The sequence below is a fragment of the Rhizobium sp. BIGb0125 genome (genome assembly GCF_024810055.1).
Taxonomy (GTDB): Bacteria; Pseudomonadota; Alphaproteobacteria; order Rhizobiales; family Rhizobiaceae; genus Agrobacterium.
Window position 1 is genome coordinate 310,867 of sequence record NZ_JANUDV010000004.1, and the last position, 23,265, is coordinate 334,131.

General features: G+C 53.3%; 23 protein-coding genes and 1 pseudogene. 4 read left to right on the top strand and 20 right to left on the bottom strand.

The features are described 5' to 3' along the window. Positions 1-14: 14 nt before the first annotated feature. The 4 genes from M2418_RS13095 to M2418_RS13110 form a co-directional block, all read right to left on the bottom strand. The gene (locus M2418_RS13095; RefSeq protein WP_250984891.1) at positions 15-821 is read right to left on the bottom strand and encodes a GNAT family N-acetyltransferase; all 807 of its coding nucleotides are present in this window, start codon (positions 819-821) and stop codon (positions 15-17) included. Positions 822-879: 58 nt separating this feature from the next. After that, positions 880-1,353 (bottom strand): nuclear transport factor 2 family protein, encoded by a 474-nt coding sequence (locus M2418_RS13100; protein WP_259147028.1) that lies wholly within the window; start codon positions 1,351-1,353, stop codon positions 880-882. Between the two features lies 1 nt (position 1,354). Next, positions 1,355-1,972, bottom strand: a complete 618-nt coding sequence (locus M2418_RS13105; RefSeq protein WP_259147031.1) for a pyridoxamine 5'-phosphate oxidase family protein — start codon at positions 1,970-1,972, stop codon at positions 1,355-1,357. 119 nt (positions 1,973-2,091) lie between these two features. After that, a complete protein-coding gene (locus M2418_RS13110; protein WP_259147388.1) occupies positions 2,092-3,078 on the bottom strand; it encodes an MBL fold metallo-hydrolase in 987 nt (328 codons plus the stop codon). Positions 3,079-3,377: 299 nt separating this feature from the next. Here M2418_RS13110 and M2418_RS13115 point away from each other — a divergent pair, with 299 nt between their 5' ends. Continuing rightward, positions 3,378-5,279 (top strand): PAS domain-containing sensor histidine kinase, encoded by a 1,902-nt coding sequence (locus tag M2418_RS13115; protein WP_259147033.1) that lies wholly within the window; start codon positions 3,378-3,380, stop codon positions 5,277-5,279. Then, the gene (locus M2418_RS13120) at positions 5,269-5,889 is read left to right on the top strand and encodes a response regulator transcription factor (RefSeq protein WP_259147391.1); all 621 of its coding nucleotides are present in this window, start codon (positions 5,269-5,271) and stop codon (positions 5,887-5,889) included. Before M2418_RS13115 ends, M2418_RS13120 begins: the two co-directional genes overlap by 11 nt. A gap of 147 nt (positions 5,890-6,036) precedes the next feature. Here the strand turns inward: M2418_RS13120 and M2418_RS13125 are convergent, their stop codons facing one another. The 5 genes from M2418_RS13125 to M2418_RS13145 all read right to left on the bottom strand — a co-directional run bounded on the left by M2418_RS13125 (position 6,037) and on the right by M2418_RS13145 (position 8,366). Next, positions 6,037-6,438, bottom strand: a complete 402-nt coding sequence (locus M2418_RS13125; protein WP_259147037.1) for a response regulator — start codon at positions 6,436-6,438, stop codon at positions 6,037-6,039. Between the two features lie 269 nt (positions 6,439-6,707). Then, positions 6,708-7,064, bottom strand: a complete 357-nt coding sequence (locus tag M2418_RS13130) for a hypothetical protein (RefSeq protein ID WP_259147040.1) — start codon at positions 7,062-7,064, stop codon at positions 6,708-6,710. A 191-nt stretch (positions 7,065-7,255) separates the two neighbouring features. Continuing rightward, positions 7,256-7,489, bottom strand: a complete 234-nt coding sequence (locus M2418_RS13135) for a hypothetical protein (RefSeq protein ID WP_259147042.1) — start codon at positions 7,487-7,489, stop codon at positions 7,256-7,258. Positions 7,490-7,697: 208 nt separating this feature from the next. Next, a complete protein-coding gene (locus tag M2418_RS13140) occupies positions 7,698-7,919 on the bottom strand; it encodes a hypothetical protein (protein ID WP_250984899.1) in 222 nt (73 codons plus the stop codon). Between the two features lie 195 nt (positions 7,920-8,114). Next, entirely contained in the window at positions 8,115-8,366 is a 252-nt protein-coding gene (locus M2418_RS13145) for a glycine zipper domain-containing protein (RefSeq protein ID WP_192489141.1), read from the bottom strand. A 448-nt stretch (positions 8,367-8,814) separates the two neighbouring features. Between M2418_RS13145 and M2418_RS13150 the strand changes: the two genes are divergently transcribed. Then, positions 8,815-10,230, top strand: coding sequence for a phospholipase D-like domain-containing protein (locus M2418_RS13150; protein ID WP_259147046.1), 1,416 nt, complete (start codon positions 8,815-8,817; stop codon positions 10,228-10,230). Between the two features lie 161 nt (positions 10,231-10,391). Here the strand turns inward: M2418_RS13150 and M2418_RS13155 are convergent, their stop codons facing one another. The 7 genes and pseudogenes from M2418_RS13155 to M2418_RS13185 form a co-directional block, all read right to left on the bottom strand. Continuing rightward, complete coding sequence (locus M2418_RS13155; RefSeq protein WP_259147049.1) at positions 10,392-10,787, bottom strand: cytochrome c family protein; 396 nt, start codon at positions 10,785-10,787, stop codon at positions 10,392-10,394. Between the two features lie 68 nt (positions 10,788-10,855). After that, complete coding sequence (locus tag M2418_RS13160) at positions 10,856-11,413, bottom strand: gluconate 2-dehydrogenase subunit 3 family protein (RefSeq protein ID WP_259147051.1); 558 nt, start codon at positions 11,411-11,413, stop codon at positions 10,856-10,858. Continuing rightward, positions 11,413-13,098, bottom strand: a complete 1,686-nt coding sequence (locus tag M2418_RS13165) for a GMC oxidoreductase (RefSeq protein ID WP_259147054.1) — start codon at positions 13,096-13,098, stop codon at positions 11,413-11,415. The genes M2418_RS13160 and M2418_RS13165 overlap by 1 nt, the downstream gene beginning before the upstream one ends. A 132-nt stretch (positions 13,099-13,230) precedes the next feature. After that, positions 13,231-14,085, bottom strand: coding sequence for a sugar phosphate isomerase/epimerase (locus M2418_RS13170; protein WP_259147058.1), 855 nt, complete (start codon positions 14,083-14,085; stop codon positions 13,231-13,233). A 736-nt stretch (positions 14,086-14,821) separates the two neighbouring features. Further along, positions 14,822-14,953: pseudogene (locus M2418_RS13175) on the bottom strand (phosphonate ABC transporter, permease protein PhnE); the annotation flags it as partial. Between the two features lie 29 nt (positions 14,954-14,982). After that, positions 14,983-16,164, bottom strand: a complete 1,182-nt coding sequence (locus M2418_RS13180) for a YeeE/YedE family protein (protein WP_259147060.1) — start codon at positions 16,162-16,164, stop codon at positions 14,983-14,985. Positions 16,165-16,314: 150 nt separating this feature from the next. Next, positions 16,315-17,244, bottom strand: a complete 930-nt coding sequence (locus tag M2418_RS13185) for a sulfurtransferase (RefSeq protein ID WP_259147063.1) — start codon at positions 17,242-17,244, stop codon at positions 16,315-16,317. A 406-nt stretch (positions 17,245-17,650) separates the two neighbouring features. On the opposite strand from M2418_RS13185, the gene zigA reads away from it, so the two are divergent. Beyond that, complete coding sequence (zigA, locus tag M2418_RS13190; RefSeq protein WP_259147065.1) at positions 17,651-18,880, top strand: zinc metallochaperone GTPase ZigA; 1,230 nt, start codon at positions 17,651-17,653, stop codon at positions 18,878-18,880. Between the two features lie 27 nt (positions 18,881-18,907). Here zigA and M2418_RS13195 read toward each other — a convergent pair whose 3' ends face one another. Genes M2418_RS13195 through M2418_RS13210 form a run of 4 tightly spaced genes read right to left on the bottom strand, consistent with a single transcriptional unit; the run spans position 18,908 to position 23,216 of the window. Continuing rightward, on the bottom strand, positions 18,908-19,822 hold the full coding sequence (locus M2418_RS13195) for an SMP-30/gluconolactonase/LRE family protein (protein ID WP_250984908.1): 915 nt from the start codon (positions 19,820-19,822) through the stop codon (positions 18,908-18,910). Positions 19,823-19,870: 48 nt separating this feature from the next. Beyond that, positions 19,871-20,818 carry an ABC transporter permease gene (locus tag M2418_RS13200; RefSeq protein WP_259147067.1) on the bottom strand — a complete coding sequence of 316 codons (948 nt, stop codon included), beginning with the start codon at positions 20,816-20,818 and terminating at the stop codon, positions 19,871-19,873. Continuing rightward, entirely contained in the window at positions 20,815-21,756 is a 942-nt protein-coding gene (locus tag M2418_RS13205) for an ABC transporter permease (RefSeq protein WP_259147069.1), read from the bottom strand. The genes M2418_RS13200 and M2418_RS13205 overlap by 4 nt, the downstream gene beginning before the upstream one ends. After that, a complete protein-coding gene (locus M2418_RS13210; RefSeq protein ID WP_259147070.1) occupies positions 21,756-23,216 on the bottom strand; it encodes an ATP-binding cassette domain-containing protein in 1,461 nt (486 codons plus the stop codon). The genes M2418_RS13205 and M2418_RS13210 overlap by 1 nt, the downstream gene beginning before the upstream one ends. Positions 23,217-23,265 lie beyond the last annotated feature (49 nt).

A 23,265-nucleotide genomic window follows, 5' to 3' on the forward strand; every position in this document is an offset into this window, starting at 1 on the left:
CGGTCAGTCCTGAACTACAGCTTGAAATTCTTACGGTCGTATGCGTGTCGAAATCCAATTTTTCTCAGGTTTTCGTAGGAAATGTTGGGTCTGCCGATTGATGGCGCCTCTGTTTCAACCACAAACGTAGACACGCCATTCGCGATACCCTTGTTAATGCGAGCCGCGATGAGCGCCTTTTGAGCGCCGCGATTTCGAAACTCAGGCACTGTCGTACCTCCTCCCAACCATGCATATGAACCTGACACATAGATGGCGCCGGTGCCGACAGGCGTTTCACCGTCCAGGGCAAAAAAACACAACCATCCTTCTTTCCCGACGATGGCCGACCAAAAGGCCGACAAAGTCGGTGGAAAGCTGAACCCGCTACACATCATTGATCCGAACTGCGGAGCTTCGGCGGCGCGCACCGTTCGGGTGCTGACACGAACTGGCATATCGATGCTGTGTAATGACGCGTCTAGGGTAAGCTTCGACCAGCCGGGACCATGTTCATGAAGTCCCTTTGTGCTCATCCAGCTTCTCACATCATCCGCAACGGCTTCAAGGTTCAATTGCAGATACCTGTTGCCGGCCCTGCCCTGCATCCAGTCATATGCCTTATCCAGATCATTGACCGTACCCAAGCCGAGAATACGATTGAGACCTATTGCAGGGGCATTTGGCAGAGAGATTGCGCATCCGCCGTTGATGGTGATGCAGTCAAAAACTTCCCTGGCACGGAAACTGTTCGGTGAGAGCTTGTGCAGGCTCAAGAAGGCCGCGGCCTCGATAGCCTCTTCAGCCGTTGGGACAAAGCTTTCTGAAGACTGAAAATTCAAGACAGGCTCCTTAAGCCGTAACGATTGGGGTCATATGAGCGTTAGCAGGGTACTTCGATTAAAAGCCAAGTTCACTGAGACTGGGATGGTCATCGGGTCTTCGGCCGAGTGGCCAGTGAAAGCTGCGGTTCTGGATGCTGATCGGCAGGTCATTGATGCTGGCGTAGCGTTTTCGCATCAAGCCACGATCATCGAACTCCCAGTTCTCGTTGCCGAATGATCGGAACCAGTTGCCACTGTCGTCATGCCACTCGTAAGCAAATCTAACTGCGATCCGATTATTGTCGAAAGCCCAGAGTTCCTTGATCAATCTGTAATCAAGCTCTCTCCGCCACTTCGTCGCTAAAAACGTCTGTATTGCATCCCGGCCAGTCACAAACTCGGCACGGTTCCGCCACCGGCAGTCAACGGTATAAGCCAGTGAGACCCTGACAGGGTCTCTGCTGTTCCAACCGTCTTCAGCCAACCTGACTTTCTGGGCCGCACTTTCTGATGTAAACGGAGGATTAGGTGGTCGTTCAGCGTCGCTCATCTCAATGGTCCTCCAGACGTGCCCGCAAGGCGGCGTTCTCCGCTTCCAGTTGCTGCAGTCGGTCGCGAAGTGGAGCGATTGCTTGTCCGACCTCGTGCTCGGTGTAGCGCGGGGTGATGTGCTGCGGGCAGTTCCAATCAAAGGCCTCAAGTCGCAGCTTGAAGATACGCTCTGCCCTACCCCTGTAATCCGGATCGGACACAAGTTTTGTGAGTTGCTGGTCCGCATCCAGTTCCACTTGCTCCACATAGGCATAGATTTTGAGCCGGGCTCTCCGGACATAATCCATTAGAAACAGGCAGGTGCGATCATTGGCTGCAAAATTGCCAGCACTGATGTACTGGCGATTTCCGCGATAGTCTGCGAATGCCATGGTCTGCTGGTCGACGACCTTTAGGAAACCGGCTTTGCCTCCTCGATGCTGAACATATGGCCAGCCCGTTTCGGAGACGGATGCCATATAGAAGCTGTCTCGTGTCGCGATGAAAGCGATTTCGGCGTCTGTCAGGATATCTGAAGGGCGGTCATGAGACCCCAGCCAGATCTGATCCGCGCCCATGTCAGCCTGAACTGCCCTGACACTCGGTGTCACGGCAACCTCAAGGAAATGATATGGCATGCCTGATCTCCCTGTTCGGCCAGGCACGTATCGATTTAGAACGATGCGTGCCTGGATATGTCTTTCGGCAACGCCTCTCGTTACGTACTTTCTGTCCTCCGAGGCTCCGAAAACAAAGATTACTCCTGCAAGGCCCAGTCCGCCACCTGCCAACGCATCTCCCCACGATCAGCCACGACGCGACCGAGACCGGGAAAAGGCATGTGGGTTGCGGCGATAAGCGCACCCTCCGATGCCACAAGCGGAAAGAAACGATCGCGCATGGCTTTTGCTGCGACACGGTCCTGCTCAAACAGGAAGAACACATCGGTAGCGGCGGGATGTACAACCGGGAAAATCATGTCCGAAACCATGATCAGGCTCTTGCCGCCATCTTCGATCCGCACGCCGATGTGGCCCGGCGTGTGGCCGGTCAGGTCAACAATCGAAACGCCCGGTGTGATCTCGCGCTCTCCATCTATTGCCTGGAGTTTCGGATAAAGCCGCACCACCTCTTCTGCCATGTTGAAACTTGGCTGCAGAAAATCAGGAGCACCGTTTTTCTTCGCTGGGTCGGTCCAGTGGGTAACGTCGCGACGATCTATAAAGAGTTCGGCGTCAGGGTAGTTGTTCTTGCCTGCCAGTACCAACCCGCCCATATGATCCTGGTGCATATGTGTCACGATGATTGCGTCGATCTGATCGGGTCGAAGACCATAGTTGGCGAGCGCTTGTGGCAGTTTTCCTGTCTGGCCGATAGAGCCCGCCGCACCGGCGTCAATCAGGATGCGGCGCTCACCATCTTCGACGAGATACTGATTGAAGAGGAACCGTACCCCACTTGGTCTGGCGGTAAATTGTGCGCTTGCCGCCTTCTCGACATCCGGGGCTGACCGTCCCGGGAAGTAGTCATAGGGCATATCGGCATATCCATCCGTCAGCGCCGTGACAGTGAAGCGACCGATCCGTATCTGTGCTGTTGGGGTTATGGCAGCAGGAGGTTTGTCGGCTGCCTGCGTCGCGGCTTGGACAGACGAAACACTAACCAGCCCCCCGCCGAGAAGACTTCCTCCAACGAGGCCAAGAGGCAAGGCACTGGCAAATGCACGGCGTGAAAGTTGAGGCATGGCGTCTTCCTTCATATCGATTGATGATGTCGTGGCGTCGCCGAATGTGCCGGTATATTGGCTGCGATCGGTAAACGGGTTTTCGCCCAAGCCGTCATTGTTCGGCTCCAGGTTCAACCATCCTGTTTTATGAATATGTCGGTTCAAGCCCGCCCTCAATTGCGATCTAGGTCGCAGCAAACTAGACCAAGGCAGTGCGAAAATAGACCATCGTCTATCAATCTCGCCTAACACGGTGGCGAGAAACAGCGTAACCTGAGATGGGGCGTTTACGCTCAGCGAAATGGTAGGGGACCAAGTTGGACAAGCATAAGGACACCGATGCGATCATCGACCTTATCCCTGCAATGGCGTGGTCGACGACGTATGACGGCATGCTCGATTTTGCTAATCAGCATTTTCTCGAATATGTCGGTTTGCCGCTTGCAGACATTGCTGGTGAAAATTTTTACCGGCTATTCCACCCCGATGACACAACTCGGCTTGCTTCCGAGTGGCGCGCTATCATGATCTCCAAAATAGGGAGGGAAGTCGAAGGCAGGTTGAGGCGTGCCGACGGCGAATATCGCTGGTGTTCGCTTCGGCAAAAACCCCGGTTCGATTCTGACGGAGATGTCATCAAATGGTACGGTGTCGTTCTCGATATAGAAGATCGGAAACAGGCTGAAGACTCTCTCAGAGAGACCAAATCTGCGCTTGCTGCAAGTGAAGAGAACCTGAGGCTTATCATCAATTCGCTTCCAGTCCTTGTCTGGTCCGCACGCCCAGATGGAAGTGCGGATTTCGTGAACCAGAATTGGCTTGATTATGCCGGATTACCAGCCGCCGAAATTCTCGAATGGGGCTTTCTGGACCTCTATCATCCCGACGATATTCCAGAGATGGTGGAAATCTGGAAACGAGACCTCGAACATTCAGATCATACCCGACTGAAAGGTCGCATTCGTGGGGCAGATGGAACCTATCGCTGGTTTTATTTCGCGGGACGAAAGCTGATAGATGCAAACGGTGTCGTGCGCTGGTTTGGTGTCAATATCGACATTGAAAACCTGCAATGCGCCGAAGATGCCCTTCGAGAAAGCGAAGCGGCGCTTAGGGAAAGTGAACATAAGCTCAGCCTCATCATCAACACCATTCCTGCCATGGCCTGGTCCTGTACGCCGGATGGCCGACTTGAATACTGGAACCAGAATCTGATCGATTTTGTGGGCCTGCCATTCGAAGAGATTGTCGGATTCGGTTTCTACCGCATGTTTCATCCCGATGATGTCGAACGGATGCGTGAGAGTTGGGAAGAGGTTGTCACGACGAAAAAACCCAAACCTGTTGACGCCCGGATCAGAAGATTCGACGGCCAATACAGGTGGTTTAATCTGCGACAAAGCCCACTTCTGGATACTCACGGCAACGTCGTTCGCTGGTATGGCATCGTTGTCGACATTGAAGACCGCAAACGTGCAGAGGACTCACTTCGTCAGAGCCAAAGTCAACTCGCACATGTTACGAGAGTGACGACGATCGGAGAGCTTGCCGTATCGATTGCTCATGAGATCAATCAGCCGCTCATGGCAATTGTAACCAATGCAGGCACCTGTCTCAGATGGCTTCAGGAGGGACACACCGATCTTGAACAAGCGCGATTGGCCGCCGGACGGATCGTTCATGACGGTCATCGTGCCGGCGAAATCGTAACAAGCATTCGCTCCATGGCGCAGAAGACGCCAGCACAAATACAACGCACGGATTTCAGCCTCGCGCTAAGGGATGTTTTGGATCTCTTACACGGGGAATTGCGGTCGCGTGGCTTGGGCGTCATTGTAGAACTGCCGGCTGAACCTATTGAGGTTCTCGGCGATCGTACTCAACTTCAGCAGGTCCTGGTAAATTTGATCATGAACGGCGCTGAGGCGACATCACGACGTCCGGAAGCTGTTATCAAAATCAGTTGTAACGTGGGCCAGATCGGTGACGTTGAGGTCAGTGTTTCCGATTTCGGCAATGGCATACCTACTGATGAACTCGATAGAATATTCGAGCCGTTTTATACGACAAAATCTGATGGGATTGGGATGGGCCTCTCCATCTGTCGCTCAATAGTTGAAGCGCATGGAGGACGTATCTGGGCAACCGCTAACGATCCGTGTGGAAGCACGTTCACCTTCACGCTCTCTCATTTTAAGGAAACACCCGTTGATCGATGAACGGAAGAACCGGCAACCCACCGTCATCGTCATTGATGACGATCAAAGCGTACGCGAAGCGCTGAAAGGGCTGTTCGAATCCGTGGGGCTTGCTGCCGAAACGCATGGTTCTGTCACGGAGTTCATGGCGGCAGATGATCCTGAAAAAGCCGGTTGTATCGTTCTCGACATCCGGCTTCCCGGGCAAAGCGGCCTGGAATTTCAGGAAGCGTTGGCGAAGAGCAACCTTCTGCGGTCGATCGTGCTGATTAGCGCCCATGTTGATGTGCCCATGGCAGTGCGGGCCATGAAAGCTGGCGCCATAGACGTTCTCAGTAAGCCGGTTCGAGAACAGGATCTTTTGGAGGCGGTAAACCGTGCGATCGCCAACGATGCTGCGCGCCGCGACGAAAGAAAAGCAAAAGCTTTGACCCATTCAAGATATATGACGCTGACGGAACGTGAGCGCCAGATCATGACATTTGTCATTGCCGGTAAGCTGAACAAACAGATCGCGGCAGAGCTGGAACTGGCCGAGCCTACGGTGAAACTTCACCGAGGGCACATGATGCGGAAGATGAAAGCGACATCGGTGGCACAACTGGTCAAAATTGCCGATGGGCTTGTATAGGCCTAATAGAAGGCTGTTATGGGCTCCGGTGAAATCTAGCTTGTAGCGGAAAGTATAGGGTTCGACCACGGCGCCGCAGCGCCGATAATCGGTCGTTCATGGTCGCAAACTCGTGCGCCAGGATACTGCTGTAGAAGGTGGCGAACCTCAGGCTCCTCGACCGACTACGCGTGATGGTTGATTTTCACCCCAGTGGGAAAGCAGCTCACTCAGCGTGTTGATAAGAAAACCTACGTCGTAAGGTTTTGGAATAAATTTCACACCGTTTGGCAGCTCGTCAGCGCCGATAGATCGGCCACCCGAAGTCACGATAACGGATATGCTGGCTTTGGTGGACCTTATGTGTCGGGCGAGATCGACGCCATTGATGCCGCAGGGCATTTCTACATCAGTAATAACAGCATCGACTTGGCGCGCTTCAAGGGCGACGATCGCTTCAAGAGCGTTTTTGGCTTGGATTACTTGGTAGCCCTCGTCTTCGAGGACTTCAGTGAGCATTATTCTAATCAGAGGCTCGTCATCGACGATAAGCACGGTACGCAGAAACATGGGTCGGCTCCATTGTGATCACGCATACAACGTGCGTGTTCAGATTAAGATCGCCCCCATGAGGTAGTCTTTGGGAACAAACTTAATAAAATACGAACAATCTCATCGTTTGTCCGTTATCCACAGCCGGCACCCTATTATTGCTTTCAAATATTTTGGTGGATTGACCCCTGCTCCACATTTCTCACGGATTATTGGCCAAGAACGTTATAACCAGACGAGATCAGCTGAGGATACGTTCGATCTGTGGCTCACCCATCAGCCCGAACTCAAGCCTGAAATTCTTCCTCGGCACGGCCCTCGCCCGAGATGTAATAATATCTGGTGCTTTGGATCATGATAGCTGGTCCATCAAGGCGGTGAAGCTCGCCATTCAAGTACCATTGTTGATCACCGTTAGGCCACTCTATTGCAGGCCCGTCCTTGCGATGGCGTTTTCCATCAAGCCACCATTCACAATAGCCATTTGGAGAAGATAGGGCTGGACCATCAACACGGTGATGTCGGCCGTTTACCAGCCATTCCTGTTTGCCATTATTGTAACTGATGGCAGGCCCATTCTCGTTATGGATCTGGCCATGTACATTATACCATTCCGTTCGGTTCTGAAAAATCTTCCTGTTCAACCTGTTTCCTCTCCACGGATCCGCTTTACCGCGCTGTTTTAGAGATGAGTATGAATGGCCCGGAAACATTTGCAAGGCTCGGACCATCTCAATCGGTCTCGGTACGTCAAAGGACAATCGACTGGCAGTATGCCAACAATTGAAGGTGGATGTCCCCAATCGCGGCAGCTGGCAGAGTTTATCCTCCTGCTTTACGCCGTACGCTCGTAACGTGGCCTCCACCCCCGAACCATTCCATGGCTCATGACCTTAGAGGCTCGATATAATTGATCGCGCAAGAAGTCGGCATCTGCCAAAAGGTTTCTGATTGCAGACAGCGCATCCCCGTCATGGGCCGCCAGCACGGCTGCAGCTAGATCGACTTCGCCGGAGACGGGCCCGATGATGTCATCAGGATAGATATTGAAAGCGAGTTGTTGAGACATGGTGAACTCCCGAGAATAACTTCCGCGAATGTTCTCATTTTGTTCTATTTTCACGCAAAGTCAAGCCGGAGCAACTGAACGCCGATGAAGGGCAGGCAGCCGAAGCGGTCACCATGGACCTCGAATGTCACAAAAGTAGTACCCCGGGTCGTTGTATTGGCATTCGACAAGCCAAACCTGTCAATGCTAGGCCTTTTAATTCGACAAATTATGGAAGTGCCTTAAGCACCGACAGCCTGTTACCCGGTAAAAAGGCAAGGACTTTATCTTGTTCGAGTGCATTCAGGACAGCCGTAATTTCGTCGTCGGTGAACCCATCGGCCTTTAATGGCTCAGCAATATCAGGCCGATTGAGCGTTTTGTCAGGCTTTGCCTTCAGTGCTTTAAGTCGCTGGGAAATGGCGATCTCAGTATCTTCAAACCGGCTCATAATTGGCTGTTGCCTTGTCGATTGTCCTGTTGTCGAGACAAGCTGATAATCTCGTTGTTGATATTGGATTCAAGGGATGCACTGTGGCTTTGATCTCTCATTACACACAATAGTGCAATACACGCCGATATAGATATAGCCACCCGCACAAGCTTATCTGCGGGTGGCTACCATTGTGGCGGTGTTGAAAGATGATTAGCAACGATCGATGTAACGATTTCCGTTGCGGTCGCGGTAGTAGCACTGGCCTGGCTGGTCCGCGACGCTACCGATCAATGCGCCCGAAACACCGCCGACTGCCGCACCGACAGCCGCACCGCGCAGATTGCCAGTTGCTGCGCCACCTATAATGGCTCCGCCTGCTGCGCCGACGGTTGCACCGCGTTCAGTTGAGGAACATGCTGCCAGCGACAGAGCAACAAGAACTGGAATAATGATTTTTTGCATTGTGGTCTCCTTCTCTCAAAAACCAAACCATGCCAGCGGCGTTTTGTTCCGATTATTTTAGGTTTGGGCTCGAAAGCAGCAGCCGATCATCTTCAAAAAAAATTTCACAAACAAGGAAGTAGCGATATTTAAGACGTCTGGAAGTTTTCTCAACTTTGCCAGTTTAACCTGCTTGTAAGCAGCCATTCTCTCTTTTGTCGCAAGGCATGCGACTGGTTGTCCTGTAATATTGAGATTTGCATGTGATCACTGATCGGAAGAGGGAACGATTTTGCTATTCTCCCGTTCACATCGCGGTCGTACGCGCGTGGGTTATTCACGCACGGAAGGTCCCTAATCGAGATTGAAGTCGAAGTGTCATTCCGGTCGTGACGAGCAGTTTATGTGTTAGCATTTTAAAAAAGGTGGCAAAGTGTCGATTTTGGTGGCTGGCGAAACATGTTGGCGCTTGGATAAGGCAGATCGCGCTTCGGTGATCGTCGATGCGGACAAATTCTTCAGGCATGCACGCAATGCGATGCTGAAAGCCAAACGCAACATCATGTTGATCGGTTGGGATTTCGATACCCGGATCGAGCTTGCACATGACGGCAAGGATGATGAAGCGCCTGTGAAAGTAGGGCCGTTGCTGGATTGGCTGGCGGCGCGCAATTCCGATCTCGAAATACGGATTCTGAAGTGGGACCTCGGCGTGATCAATTCGCTGGCCCGAGGAGAGACGCCCTTCTACGTTTTGAAATGGATGTTTTCCAATCAGATCCACCTGAAGCTCGACGGTGCGCATCCCGCAATGTCGGCTCATCACATGAAACTTCTTGTCATTGACGATGAGCTCGCATTTTGTGGCGGGATCGACATGACTGTTGGGCGTTGGGACACAACTGACCACCGCGATAATGAACCTCGACGTCGATCACCCATGGGCTTCGCGCAAGGTCCTTGGCATGACGCCACGACGTGCGTGTCAGGCCCGGCGGCGGCAGCGCTGGGTGAATTGGCTCGAACTCGTTGGTATTATGCGACAGGTGAAAAGCTTTCGAAAAGCGAAGGTGCAGATCAAATCTGGCCGGATGGTCTCGATGTTGACTTGCGTGGTGTCGAGATCGCCATTTCCAGAACCGCGCCGCAGTACGAAAGCAGACCGCAGATCAGCGAAGTTGAGACAGTCAAACTTGCAATGATCGCGTCGGCGAGAAAATCTCTGTACATCGAAAGCCAGTATTTTGCATCGAGGCGCATAGCAGAGGCGATTGCTGCGCGTCTGGGAGAGCAAGACGGCCCGGAGGTACTGGTCATCAATCCTGAAGGCGCAGGAGGTTGGCTCGAGGCAAAAACGATGGATTCTGCTCGCGTTCGGTTGATGAAGCTTGTTACGGATGCCGATATTTTCGACCGCTTCCGGGTGTTGTACCCGGTGAATGAAAATCGCTCGCCGATCTACGTCCATGCAAAGATCATGATTGCCGATGAGAATATTCTGAAACTTGGTTCAGCCAATCTCAACAATCGTTCAATGGGTTTTGATACGGAATGTGACATCGCGATTGAAGCAAATGATCTCGCAACGCGTGCAACAATCTCCAGAATAAGAGACACGCTTATTGCCGAACACCTCGGATGCGCGGTTGAAAGGGTGTCTGAGGAGATCAAAGCCTCAGGCTCATTGATCAAGGCTGTCGAGACCCTCAATCAGCCTGCAGGCCGCGGCCTGATCCCTGTGCCTATCCGAGAACTCACCGCTGCCGATGAGGTGTTTGCTGAATCAGAATTTGCGGATCCGGAAAGACCTGCGGGAGTGCGGTACAAGACGGCAAGTTTTCTGCAACAACGTTTCCGTCGTCCTACACCCCTGTCGCTCAGTTAAGGTCGAGCGCAAAAAAAGAGGCACGTCCTGTTGAAAGACGTGCCGAGGTCGCATCGAGAGCCACACCCCGGGGGGAAGACGAGGTTTGGCTGTGTCCAAACTTTCGTTTCGACATTTTGTTCCATGCGTCCCCAGGCGGTTTTTATCAAATCCTGGCGTGATTAGTCTGCGGACGACTTCGATGCGCTTTCAATGTAAGCGATGAGATTGTCGAGGTCTGCCGGTTTGCTCACCCCGGCTGAAGACATTTTGTTGCCAGGTATTTTCTTTTTGGGAGCGCTCAAAAACGCCTTCAATTCTTCCGAGGTCCAGATCTGGCCTTCTTCACCCGCCTTTTTCATGGCGTTGGAATAATTGTAGTCCGGCAAGCTGCCAGCAGTACGGCCAATGACAGCATTGAGTTGGGGGCCAACTTTGTTTTTGGCGCCCTCCCCGATGGCATGACAGGCGGAACAGCGTTTGAATACTGTTTCACCCTTGGCAACATCGCCCTCGGATCGCGCCGGCATAGCGCTCGCAGCCATCAACACCGCTGCCAACAATATTGAAATACGCATTTTTTCATCCTTGTCTTGCAAATAAAAAGTCCCGCACGCGGGGGCGCGCGGGACGAACGGACATAAACTCAGGTTGTGCCCCAGGCGGGCGTACCCTTTTTATAAGGGACGCAGGTTTCGTATTCTCCCGGGATTTCGTCATAGACAAGAACTTCGGTTGCACCGATTTTCGATGTGAAAAAGCCGAACAATGTCAGCTGTTTGACGAGGGTGAGTGCCTGTGGATTGGTTGGGGTCTGTTCTGCCCTGGCCTTTTTGTCCAAAGCCAGAATGACATCCTCCCGCTCTTTAGCTGTCAGGCTGAGGAATGGCTTTTTATGTTTTTCCTGGCTGCTGCCTTCAATCTGGGAAATCGCAGAATGGAAGAGCTTCTTTTGGTCTTCCGTATAACAATCGGCAGCATAAACAGCCATGAAGGCGCCGACCTCGGCGTCTTTCGCGCCGGGGGTGGATGTCCGAGGAATGATGGTTTCAGCAACCTCATCCAGAAAACGGATGTCTTCCGGAGTAAACAGTTGGTCGGGCTTTGCCGCAGCGGCTTTATCCAGACTGAAGGCGACATCAGCGCCGACCAGGGAGATGCCTGTCGCAACCGTGATAAGTCTTAGCAGTTCACGTCTGTTCATTACAGATTTCCCTTCTTGAGCTCTGACACCGCAAAATCGGCAGCACGTGCCGTCAGTGCCATGTAGGTGAGAGACGGATTTACACAGGCGGCAGACGTCATGCAGGCACCATCCGTCACGAACACGTTAGGGGCATCCCACACCTGGTTGTTGCCATTCAGAACCGACGACTTTGGATCGCGGCCCATGCGCGCCGTTCCCATTTCGTGAATACCCATACCGGGTGCGTAGCTACCTCGGGTCGGTTTGACGTTCTTGATGCCGACGGCCTCAAACATTTCGACAGCGTCATTCACCATGTCTTCACGCATATCGAGTTCGTTTTGTTTCAACTCGACATTCATTGAAAGGACCGGCAGCCCCCATTTATCCTTTTTGTTTTGATCAAGCTTCACGCGATTTTCGTGGTAGGGCAGCATCTCGCCAAAGGCTGTCATGCCGATTGTCCAGCCGCCTGGTTCGGTCAACGCGTCTTTATAATCTGCTCCAATATTCATCTCGGCGATTTCGCGCTCCCAGCGGGAGCGGCTTGCCGAACCCTGATAACCAAAACCACGCAGATATTTACGCTTTTCATCGCCGATGTTGCGGAAGCGAGGAATGTAGAAACCTGCCGGGCGGCGTCCCTTGAAATAGAACTCGTCAAATCCTTCGACCTCACCCGTCGCACCCATGCGGAAATGATGGTCCATGACATTGTGGCCGAGTTCGCCGGAACTGCTTCCCAATCCCCTTTCCCACACGTCGGTGGCTGAGTTCATCAGCACCCAGGTCGAATTCAGCGTTGAGGCATTCAGGAAGATAATGTCCGCAGTATATTCATAGGTCATGTTGGTTTCGGCATCGATGATCTCGACACCGCGGGCCTTCTTCTTGTCCTTGTCGTAAAGGATCTCCTTGACGATTGAGAACGGCCGCAGGGTGAGATTGCCGGTCGCGACGGCCGCAGGCAGGGTTGATGATTGTGTGCTGAAATAACCGCCGAACGGACAGCCCAACCGACACTTGTTTCTGAACTGACAGCGTGTGCGATCCTGGTCAGGAAGTTCCTGTGTGATGTTGGCGCAGCGGGAATTGATCAGGTGACGCGTGCCCTTGAACCTGTCCTTCAGACGACGGGCAACATCTTCTTCGACACAGTTCAAAGGGATTGGTGGAAGGAATTCACCATCAGGAAGGATATCGAGCCCTTCTTTGCTGCCGGAAATGCCAGCAAACCGTTCAACGTAGTCGTACCATGGTGCAACATCCTGGTAACGAATAGGCCAATCAACAGCGATGCCTTCTTTTGCATTGGCCTCAAAATCGGTCTGCGACCAACGATAGGTTTGACGGCCCCAAAGGAGAGAACGACCACCCACGTGGTACCCACGGAACCAATCGAAACGTTTTTCTTCGACGTAAGGCGTTTCTTGTTCGTCAGCCCACATGCCAAGTGTGGCTTCTTCCAACAGATAATCCCGGCTTAGAACCGGATACTTTGCCTTCATTTCCTGCGTGGCACGATTGCGGTGAGGGTAGTCCCATGCTTCCTTGTCCGCATTCTGGTAATCGGTGATATGTTCGATGTTTCTGCCACGTTCAAGAAGAAGAACTTTTAGACCCTTTTGTGTGAGTTCTTTTGCCGCCCAGCCTCCGCTGATCCCCGAACCGACAACAATCGCGTCGTAATGATTGTTAGCCATGATAATCCCTCTAACTGTTGTTTGGAAAAAAGGCGCAACTCACCGGTCCGGCCGAGATATCGACGGGAAACATTTTGTTCAAAAGCGCCTGTTATTCCCCGGTAGTGTCACCACCGGGGAATGGTTGTTGCATTACTGAATTGTTGGCAGGTGTTCGTTGAGGAAAGCGTTGCCCTTGGTCAGGACGGCTTCGGCATCAAGCGGCATGTCGTGTTCAAGGATGAACCATTTCGCACCGGCCTTTTTGGCCGCTGGCAAGATTGTTTTCCAATCCAGGACGCCGGTGCCGAGGGTGGCAAAACCACGCTCATTTTCCGCGGTCCCCGCAGGTGCATTGTCCTTTGCGTGGATCGCAAATACACGGCCATTCAATGTGCCGAGAAACTCTGCCGGGTCAGTGCCGCTACGTGCTACCCAGGCGACATCAAGCTCGCTCTGCAGCTTTGGACCGGCAGCATCGAGCAGAAGCTCAAGCGCTGTCTTGCCGTCAAACTTGACCATTTCAAAGTCATGATTGTGGTAGGACATGGCCAAACCGGCTGCAGCCAGCTTGTCTGCGTAACCACCAAGCTCCTTGCCAAAGGCCGTCCATGTAGCAGCATCCGCTGGGCGATCTTCCGGCTTGAGGAAAGGCACGGTCACAACAGGGTTGCCAACGGCCTTCTGCTCGGCAATGACGTCGTCCAGATTGCCGCGCAGCTTGTCGATCGGCACATGTGACGAGATCACCTTGATCTTGTGTTTCTCAAGCAGTGCAGACAGTTCTTTTGCACTGACCTTCTGCATGTCGACGGTTTCCACCACCGAGACGCCAGCGCGGTTGAGAATGGCAAACTGCTCTTCAAGCGTGCCTGCATCGCGCAATGTGTACATCTGCGCTGCGATTGGCAGGCTTTTGTTGTCGTCAGCCACAACCGGGTTTGCGATACCTGCCGCCATTGCTGCGACCAGTGCCATACCTGTGAATGTTGATTTCAAGGATTTCAAACGCGTAACTCCCTTTTCGTTTGAGCGATAAACGACACGCAAGCGCCACCCTCCCCGGCCCTGCAGCCGGAGGTGCAAAAGCAGCCTCCAATGTGTGGTGTCGTCTGTTTCAGATAGACTGCGGGTTAAATGTCGATCCCGACCCAAGACGTGGTCTGGCTGGACCGTACTGCCGCATCAATGAACAAACGTCTGCCCCAGCTGCCATTACGTCGAGGACGAAATGGAAGAAGTTGGGACAACAATGTCAAAAGCGGACGTTAGTCTGCGCAAACTTTTGTTGCAGCAAACCTCAAGTGAATAGACATGAAAATTTTGCTCCTCCAAGCAACGGATTTTCCAATGAAACCGTTTACATCGATAAATGTAACCGGTTTCATATATGTGTCAATCTACAAATTTTGGTTTATCAGTTCTTGTCTCATAGACCGGGAGCCGACGTTGTACAGAAATCGGTTCTACACACTGAGTTTCAAGGGATAATGATCAAGATGGCTTGAGCACATTTTTTTTGGTCGCTCGTTGCTCAACGTTGCATTCCAGTGGGCCACGGTTGCTCCCAATTTTCAATGCGCCGACCTATTTTTGAGCTGTGCCAGATGATCACATAATTGCCTATGTCGCTAATGCGAATCTAAAGTTGTTAAAAGACCGCGCCAACGTCAGTTGTCACGGTCATCCTTCTGGCGCTGGGTGTTTGGGCTGTTATATTTTTTCGGATTTGACGCCCGATGCATCAGGTGATTGCCTTTCTCACCCCGGCAGAAATCGATTCAGACACATCCACGGTGGCAAGAATGACGACAAAGATCGTTGTGACTTGTGGCCATGCCAGCATATTCAGTGATGACTGCAGCTTTAGACCGAGACATAGGTCTGAATGACAACTTCTGGGGATCAAAGCCAACCGCGTCTGAGGGTGAATAGGCCAACAGCCGCGCCGAGCGAACAAAAGACAAGGAAAACCCAGCCAGAGACAGCGCCTGCCTGAATGCCGGAAAGCAGAACGCCGATTGTGCAACCCAGTCCGGTCATCGCCCCCCAACCCATCAGCACCCCACCAATGAGCCGACGCGCCAAGCCCTTTGCATCCGGCCAGGACGGTTGGAACTGTCTGGCATTTACTGCGCTTGCAAAAGCACCGATGACCAGACCGATGACAAACACGCCATTGGGAGACAGGAGTGTGCTTTTAACGGCCGAAACACAGCCTCGTAATGTATCGAGACCGCTGAGTGTTTCCGGCACGAAACCGGCAGGTGTTGCGGCTGTGCGGACCAGGCTGCCGAGTTCTGCGGTGACGCCGATAGGCGCAATTCTGAGATAAGCGAACGCGCCGATTGCGGCAACGAGGATGCCGGTCAGGACCGGCGGCCATCGGCGTGAGAAGACCGCCTGTCCTGCTAATGACAGGTAGTTTTTGTTGTCATCGGAAGGAGGCTGTGGTTGCCGTTTGCCAAGCCACAAGGTGATGATGATGAGTGCAACCACGCCGATAAGCCCGGCGATAAGTGCGCCGCCATGCCCGAATATATGGGGTAACCACAGAGGAGGATCATCATGCACCGCCAATGTGAACAGACTGTTCCATGTCAGGAAGCCGATCAGAAAACCCAAGGCAGCGCCAAGGATGGCAATAATGGATCCGAAAGCACCCTCGCCAATCCGGTAGAGATGTCCTGACAGGCAAGAGCCGGAGAGGGCTGCACCGAAACCAAAGGCAGTCGACGCAAGCGCCATAACCCAACCGACTGGACTGATATGGGCATTGGGTGGCAGACGATCTGGCTGTGGCACAGGGACCCAGGCCATCATGATCACAGTGTAAAAAACGATGCCAAAACCGAGCGCGATCAAAATGGACAGAACACCGTCTATCTTACGGTGTTCGATAAAGTCTCTGAAATTGCAGAGAAAGCAGAAACGTCCACGCTGAAGGACGATGCCAAAAAGCAGGCCAAGGATAAGAGAAAGCGAGAGTATTCGGCCAGTGGCATCTGTTGCAAGAGAAATGGACCACCAACTGACCAGAGCGATCAGCAACAGAGAAATGGCCGCCCGGCCGATTGATGGGCTCATAAACAGTCTCATTATGCTTTCAGAGCCACTTTACTGCATCAGGTCCGCGTGGACCGCTCTGATCAATCGAATTACACATTGACGAGCGGCGCAGAGATCACGCCGCTCGTCGTATTGAAACGCCCGTAAAAAGCTCAGGCCGAAATGTGTTTATTTGCCAGTCCAGACGGTGCCGGATGGATTGCTGATGGGAACGCCAACGGCATTGCCATATTCCGTCCAGGAGCCGTCGTAGTTTTTGACGTCGTAACCGAGGATCTTTTTCAGCGCGAACCATGTGTGGCTGGAACGCTCGCCAATGCGGCAATAGGTAATGATGGGCGCACTGCCATCAACACCTTTGTCTGCGTAAATCTTTTTGATTTCATCAACGCTTTTGAAGGTGCCGTCCTGATTGACGATGCTGCCCCAAGGCACGTTGACCGCGCCGGGAATATGACCGGCACGTACGGATAACTCTTTAACGCCTTCGGGGGCGAAAATCTTCCCAGAATACTCATCCGCCGAGCGGATATCGATGAGCTTGATGTCGTGCTTTCCTTCGGCCACGGCGACGACGTCTGTAAAGCGGGCACGAATTGCTGTGTCACGCTCCGGTAGTGCCAATGTGGTTGGTGTCTGTCCCTTCGCTGCCGTATCTAGAGGCAGGCCCTTGGCTTCCCAGAGTTTGCGACCACCATCGAGCAATTTTACCTGCTGACCAAGACCGTAGGTTTCGAATATCCATGCACCCCAGGCTGCAAACCAATTGTTGTTGTCGCCGTAGAGGATGATCGTTGTGTCCTTGTCGACACCGGATGCTTGCAGAAGCTTTTCAAAGTCCTCTTTCTTGGCGATGTCACGACGTTCCTTGTCGACCAAATCTCTATGCCAATTGATATTCAAAGCACCGGGGATGTGACCACGTTCATAAACGCCGGTATCAACACTTACTTCGAAGACACGCACCTTTGGATTGTCGAGGTTTTTCTGTAGCCAGTCGGCGTCAACCAGTGCGTCTGACGCGGAAGCCTGTCCAGCCAGCAAGAGCGCGGCAAGAGTTGTCGTTGCGATGATGCCCGGCTTCGTAATTGTTGTCATGGTGTCTCCTCAATATGCGTGGTGTGATTGGTCAGTCCTCCAAAGCATCGATGAAACAAGGTGCAGGTTGAAGTTATAAAATTCTATAGTTTGTATCGATTTTGAACATTCATGATGCACAAGTGACGTTTTGCGGAAAAACACGCAATGATAGCAAAAATGGCAAAACGTTTGCTCGCAACGATATATGACGCGCGAATTGCAATTTAATGTTGATTTCGTGATGAGCTGTTAGCTGCACACGGTGATGGCAAAGACCACCCCTTGCCCTTCTGAACGCCGTGACAAACTGCCCTCTTGTCTGGTCATCACGACCAATTTTCCAATCGATATACGTTTGCAACTTGACAGTTCGTCAGGTTCGAATAATTAGATGTAACGTTATAACATTTTAGCGAGATAGCCGATGCCCACAGCAAATATCATTGATCGCAGACTGCCGGTGACAGTGCTCTCCGGCTTTCTTGGTGCGGGAAAGACGACACTGCTTAATCACATTCTCAACAACCGTGAAGGAAAGCGCGTTGCGGTTATTGTGAATGATATGAGTGAGGTAAACATCGACGCTGAACTGGTTCGTGAAGGCGGTGGCAACCTGTCGCGTTCGGAAGAAAAGCTGGTCGAGATGACGAATGGCTGCATCTGTTGCACATTGCGTGACGATTTGCTTGTTGAAGTTCGTCGCTTGTCAGAGGAAAAACGTTTCGACTATCTTCTAATCGAGGGGACAGGGATTGCAGAGCCTTTGCCGGTTGCTGCAACCTTTTCATTCCGCGACGAAAATGACGCCAGCCTCTCGGATATTGCGCGGCTGGACGCCATGGTTACGGTTGTTGATGCGATCAACCTGCTGAAAGACTACGGATCGAATGATCTTTTACGCGAACGCGGTGAATCCAACGGCGACACTGATGAACGGACGATTGTGGATTTGCTGGTTGAGCAAATCGAATTTGCCGATGTCATCGTCCTCAACAAAGTGTCCGAGATCAGCAAAGAGCAACGCGATGTCGTGCGCAAGATCATCATGGCCCTCAATGCTGATGCACGGATTATTGAAACCGATTTCAGCAAAGTCGCATTGAGCGATGTTCTCGACACCGGCTTGTTCAACGAGGAAAAGGCCGAGACACATCCTTTGTGGTTCAAGGAACTGTATGGCTTTGCCGATCATGTGCCTGAGACTGAAGAATATGGCATTCAGAGTTTCGTCTATCGTGCACAACAGCCCTTTCACCCGGAAAAATTTCAAGAATTTGTCGACAAGACATGGCCTGGTTTGATCCGTGCCAAAGGACATTTCTGGCTGGCGACCCGCCCGGAATGGGCTGGTGACTTTTCGTTGGCCGGTGCCATTGCACGCGTGTCGCCCATGGGGCGCTGGTGGGTTTCGGTGCCAAAAAGCCGCTGGCCGGACCATCCCGATTTTCTCGATGCAATGGAGAAGCGCTGGCATCCGGTTTGGGGTGATCGCCGACAGGAATTGGTATTTATTGGTTCGGGTATGGATGAACAGGCCATTCGTGCTGCGCTTGACGCCTGCCTTGTCGGAACGGATCTGCAGCATTTTGAAGCCGAGATGTATCGCGACCTGCCCGACCCGTTCCCGATCTGGGGGCGTCCGCAGGCTGCGTGAGCCTGCGGTTACCTGAAATTTCAGGCGTCAAACGGCTCCGGTCACCGCAACATAAACCGAATAAAGCGATTTGGTTGCGGTGATGAACAGGCGGTTCTTGCGGGGACCGCCGAAAGTGACATTGGCAACCGTCTGCGGCACCAAAACCTTGCCGAGCAGTTTTCCTTCTGGCGAGAAGCAGTGCACGCCATCGGCAGCGCTCGTCCAGACATTGCCGAGCGTATCGAGGCGGAACCCGTCTGGCAGACCATTGTCCAGTGCGCAGAATTCCCGGCCATTAGCCAGGGTCTTGCCGTCAACAACGTCAAAGACGCGAATATGGCGTGGGCGAGTGATGTCGTGGCTGGATGATGAATCCGCGACATAAAGCTTTGTTTCATCTGGCGAGAAGGCCAAGCCGTTTGGCTGGCCAAAGTCATCCACCACGATGGTGATTTCACCGGACGCCGGGTCGAGGCGGTAGACATTACGTGTCTGCTGTTCGGGTTCTGCCTTGTAACCCTCGTAGTCGGAGAGGATGCCGTAGGTCGGATCGGTAAACCAGATCGTGTCATCTGAGCGGACGACGACGTCGTTGGGTGAGTTGAGCCGCTTGCCGTTATAGCTATCAGCCAGAACGGTAATCGATCCGTCTATTTCGGTGCGTGTGACACGTCGGCCGCCATGTTCGCAGGATACGAGCCTGCCCTGGCGATCACGGGTGTTACCGTTGGTGAAATTGGATGGCTGGCGAAAAACCGAGACATGTCCATCTGGAACCCAGCGCAGAATGCGCTGGTTGGGAATGTCGCTCCACAACAGGCAATCCATGTCGGCAAACCAGACAGGGCCTTCTGCCCAGCGGCAGCCGGAGTAGAGCTCTTCCAGTCCGGCATTTCCAACAATGTACTGGCGGAAACGCTCGTCACGGATGTCATAGGGGAACGAAGGGTCGAATTGCATGGCTTTATCCATATTATCTTTCGCGATCAGTCGCGCAGGGGCGCCTGATCAACGGTTAGGTTTAGGCCCGCCGGCCAGCAGGATGACGGAGATGATGATGAGACCTGTCAGAATGAGGCGTATGCCAGCCCCGAAACCATAGGTGTTGAGCATCGAGACCACGAGGAACATAAAGAGCGAGGCTCCCCAGATACCCGGCACGTTGGAATCTCCACCTGCCACGGCAGTGCCACCAATCACCACGACGGCAATCGACATCAGCAGATATTCCGAGCCCATATTGAGGGCCGCTCCACCGGAAAAGCTGGCAAGCAGGTAACCGGCGACAGCGGCCAGAACGGCACACAGCACATAGGTGACAAAACGTGCGCCATCGACGGGGATGCCGGTCATGCGTGCTGCAAAGGTGCTTTGACCAATGGCAGAAATCCAGCGGCCATAGAAGCTGCGATCGAGCAACAGCCAGGCAGTGACGGAGAGCAGAAGGGCAACCAGCGCGACATTCGGAATGGCAAGCGTGCTTCCTGTTGCAAAGCTGGCAAGGCTTTCCGGCGGCTTGATGCGCAGGCCCCGGTTTGACCAGATGGCAATCGACTGCACGATAAAGCTCATGGACAGTGTCGCGATGATTGGCGGAATGCGCAGTGCCTTGATGAGCAGGTAGTTGCCGATGCCAACGCCGATGCCGATCAGCACGGCGATCAGCAGACCTGGGAGGATCAGACTGTCGGAAACATCCATGAATTTCAGGGCAAGCGTGCCTGACAGTGTCATAGTCGCGGGCACGCAGAGGTCGATATTGCCGGGACCGAGCGTGATAACAAACATCTGGCCAATACCGACAATCACCGAAAATGCAGCAAATGTCAGAGCCGCGTGCGACAGGCCGAATGAACTAGCACCGCCAGTGAACATGACCGTTGCCAGCCAGACCACGATTGTTGCCGCAAAAGACCAGATCCAGGGTTTGCGTGAGATGGTTTGAAAAGCACTCATTGATTTTTCTCCCGCTTTTCAAGCCGGTTGAGCAGAATACGCAGCGCCAGGACAACGATCAGGATGGCGCCCTGTGCACCGATCTGCCAGTCCGGCGAAATGCGCATGAAGGACAGGAAGGAGCCGGCAAGTGTCAGGGTCAGCGCGCCAATAACTGCACCAACCGGCGACACGCGGCCGCCCACAAATTCACCGCCTCCGAGGATCACACCGGCAATCGACAACAGCGTATAACGAAGTGCGATATTGGCATCGGCCGACGTCGTCAGACCGACAAGTGCGATACCGGCCAACACTGCGAAAAAACCGGCAAGCGCGAAGGTTGCAGCGCGAATACCAACCACGGACCAACCTGCCCGTTCCACCGAGCGGAAATTGCCGCCCACACCGCGCATCAGCACGCCGAAGGACGATCGACTGACGATCAGATGGGCAATGATGGCGATCAGAATACTGGCAACGATCGCCACTGGAATGAGCGGTGGCTTTGACGTCATCAGCCAGCGGATCCAGCCCGGTGCCGTGCCGCCGGGAGACGGAAGGATAAGAACAGCAAGGCCACCCCAGACGAAACTCATACCGAGTGTCACCACGATGGATGGCAGCGAGCGTATGTGAATGATGGCGCCGATTGCCGCGTAAACCGCAATTGCGCCTGCGAAAATCAGAATGCCGACCACAGGTGATGTTTGCAAAAAGGTCGCGGTGACGCAGGCGCAGAAGCTGACAAATGTGCCCATCGACAAATCAAGGTCATTAACCGACATGATCAGCATCTGGGCGATGGTTGCCAGAATGATTGGAACGGCCAGATTGAACAGCAGGTTCAGGCCTGTGTAGCTCATGGCCCGCGGCTGCATGTAAAAGACTGCGGCCAGCAGCACGGCAAGGGATGCCGCCGGAATGACAAGTCGCATGGTATTGGCAGAAATTTTCATCAGTGGCCTTCCCCTGCAAAGGACGCTGCAAGCACGTTCTGTTCAGTGATGTCGTCACCGACGAGTTCCGCGTGGATGACGCCGTCGCGGAACACGTAGACGCGATCACAAAGCTGGATTTCGTCCATCTCGGTCGAGTACCAGACGAAGGTGCGGCCATGGCGCGCTTCGGTGCGCAGGATTTCATAGACTTCCTGTTTGGTGCCGATATCGACACCGCGCATCGGGTCATCCATCAAAACGGTTTCGGCTGTCGTGGCTAACGCGCGGGCAAAGAGCACTTTTTGCTGGTTGCCGCCGGACAGCGACAGGATCTTGTTGCCCATGTTGGGCGTGCGAATTTCGATGCGCTTTTTCCAGTTGTCGCCAAGTTCGTTCTCACGCTTGTGGTTGACGAGACTGAGACTGGAGAGGTCGCGTAGCGATGCAATGCTAAGGTTTTTCAGAATGCTCCACAGCGGGAACGTGCCATTCAGGCTGCGATCGCCGGCAACAAAGGCAATGTCCTGCTGTCTGGTCGGAAACCAGTTGCTGTTGCGCGACAAATAAAGATCGAGCAGTGCTTCGGTCTGGCCGTGGCCGCCCAATCCTGCGAGACCAATGATTTCGCCTCTATAGGCTTCGAACGTATGGCCCTCGCCCTTGCGGGCAGGCATGGATAGAACAGGTTGTCCGGTTCTTTGAATTTGTGATCGCTCCCAGCCGCTTTCCTTCACCACGCTGCCCATGGTTTCGACAAGGCTGCGGGTGCTGAATTCCGAAGCGGGGCGGTCTGCAACCACCTTGCCGTCCTTCATCACAACGATGCGGGTGGCGGTTGAGAGGATTTCTCCAAGGATGTGGGAGATCAGCAGAACAGAGCCGCCGGAGCGCACAAAACGACGGACATAATCCATAAGCTGTTCTGCAAGGCCGGCATCAAGTGACGAGGTCGGTTCGTCGAGAATGACCAGCCTTGGCTTGTTTTCGACACCTGCGAAATTGATGGCGATTTCGACCATCTGTCGTTCGGCAATGGAAAGTTCGCTGACGGTTGCCGTGCAATCAATGCCGCTGCCGGGGAAAATATCGTCGAGTTGCTGCTGAATGAGGCTGGTCGCTCGACCGCGCCATCTGCTGCCTTTCATATCGGCATGCATGATGCGGACATTCTCGCCAATCGTCAGATTGGGACAAAGAGACAATTCCTGAAACACGCAGCGTACGCCATTGGCTCGTGCCACGGCGATACCGTGTTCTCCTTGGCCGCCACGATAAGACAAGGTGCCCTCATGGGGTGTGAGATTGCCGTTGATGACGTTGACGATGGTGGACTTGCCGGCACCGTTGTGGCCGACGAGACCAAGACATTCGCCAGAATGAATAATGAGGTCGGCACCATCCAGTGCCTTTACGGCACCAAAGGTCACCTTGACGCCACGTGCGGCGACAACCTCTTCTCTCGACAGGATTTCGTTCATCAGCACGACACAGAATTATTGGATAGGCGGTACACGGCGCCTTCAAACG

Coding starts and splice junctions, on each gene's coding strand:
- M2418_RS13160 (WP_259147051.1), bottom strand. CDS start 11,413: ATGAACAGACGTGAACTGCTAAGACTTATCACGGTTGCGACAGGCATC.
- M2418_RS13200 (WP_259147067.1), bottom strand. CDS start 20,818: ATGAGTGCTTTTCAAACCATCTCACGCAAACCCTGGATCTGGTCTTTT.
- M2418_RS13180 (WP_259147060.1), bottom strand. CDS start 16,164: ATGAGCCCATCAATCGGCCGGGCGGCCATTTCTCTGTTGCTGATCGCT.
- M2418_RS13135 (WP_259147042.1), bottom strand. CDS start 7,489: ATGTCTCAACAACTCGCTTTCAATATCTATCCTGATGACATCATCGGG.
- M2418_RS13125 (WP_259147037.1), bottom strand. CDS start 6,438: ATGTTTCTGCGTACCGTGCTTATCGTCGATGACGAGCCTCTGATTAGA.
- M2418_RS13100 (WP_259147028.1), bottom strand. CDS start 1,353: ATGAGCGACGCTGAACGACCACCTAATCCTCCGTTTACATCAGAAAGT.
- M2418_RS13165 (WP_259147054.1), bottom strand. CDS start 13,098: ATGGCTAACAATCATTACGACGCGATTGTTGTCGGTTCGGGGATCAGC.
- M2418_RS13110 (WP_259147388.1), bottom strand. CDS start 3,078: ATGCCTCAACTTTCACGCCGTGCATTTGCCAGTGCCTTGCCTCTTGGC.
- M2418_RS13140 (WP_250984899.1), bottom strand. CDS start 7,919: ATGAGCCGGTTTGAAGATACTGAGATCGCCATTTCCCAGCGACTTAAA.
- M2418_RS13210 (WP_259147070.1), bottom strand. CDS start 23,216: ATGAACGAAATCCTGTCGAGAGAAGAGGTTGTCGCCGCACGTGGCGTC.
- M2418_RS13155 (WP_259147049.1), bottom strand. CDS start 10,787: ATGCGTATTTCAATATTGTTGGCAGCGGTGTTGATGGCTGCGAGCGCT.
- M2418_RS13205 (WP_259147069.1), bottom strand. CDS start 21,756: ATGAAAATTTCTGCCAATACCATGCGACTTGTCATTCCGGCGGCATCC.
- M2418_RS13145 (WP_192489141.1), bottom strand. CDS start 8,366: ATGCAAAAAATCATTATTCCAGTTCTTGTTGCTCTGTCGCTGGCAGCA.
- M2418_RS13195 (WP_250984908.1), bottom strand. CDS start 19,822: ATGCAATTCGACCCTTCGTTCCCCTATGACATCCGTGACGAGCGTTTC.
- M2418_RS13185 (WP_259147063.1), bottom strand. CDS start 17,244: ATGACAACAATTACGAAGCCGGGCATCATCGCAACGACAACTCTTGCC.
- M2418_RS13105 (WP_259147031.1), bottom strand. CDS start 1,972: ATGCCATATCATTTCCTTGAGGTTGCCGTGACACCGAGTGTCAGGGCA.
- zigA (WP_259147065.1), top strand. CDS start 17,651: ATGCCCACAGCAAATATCATTGATCGCAGACTGCCGGTGACAGTGCTC.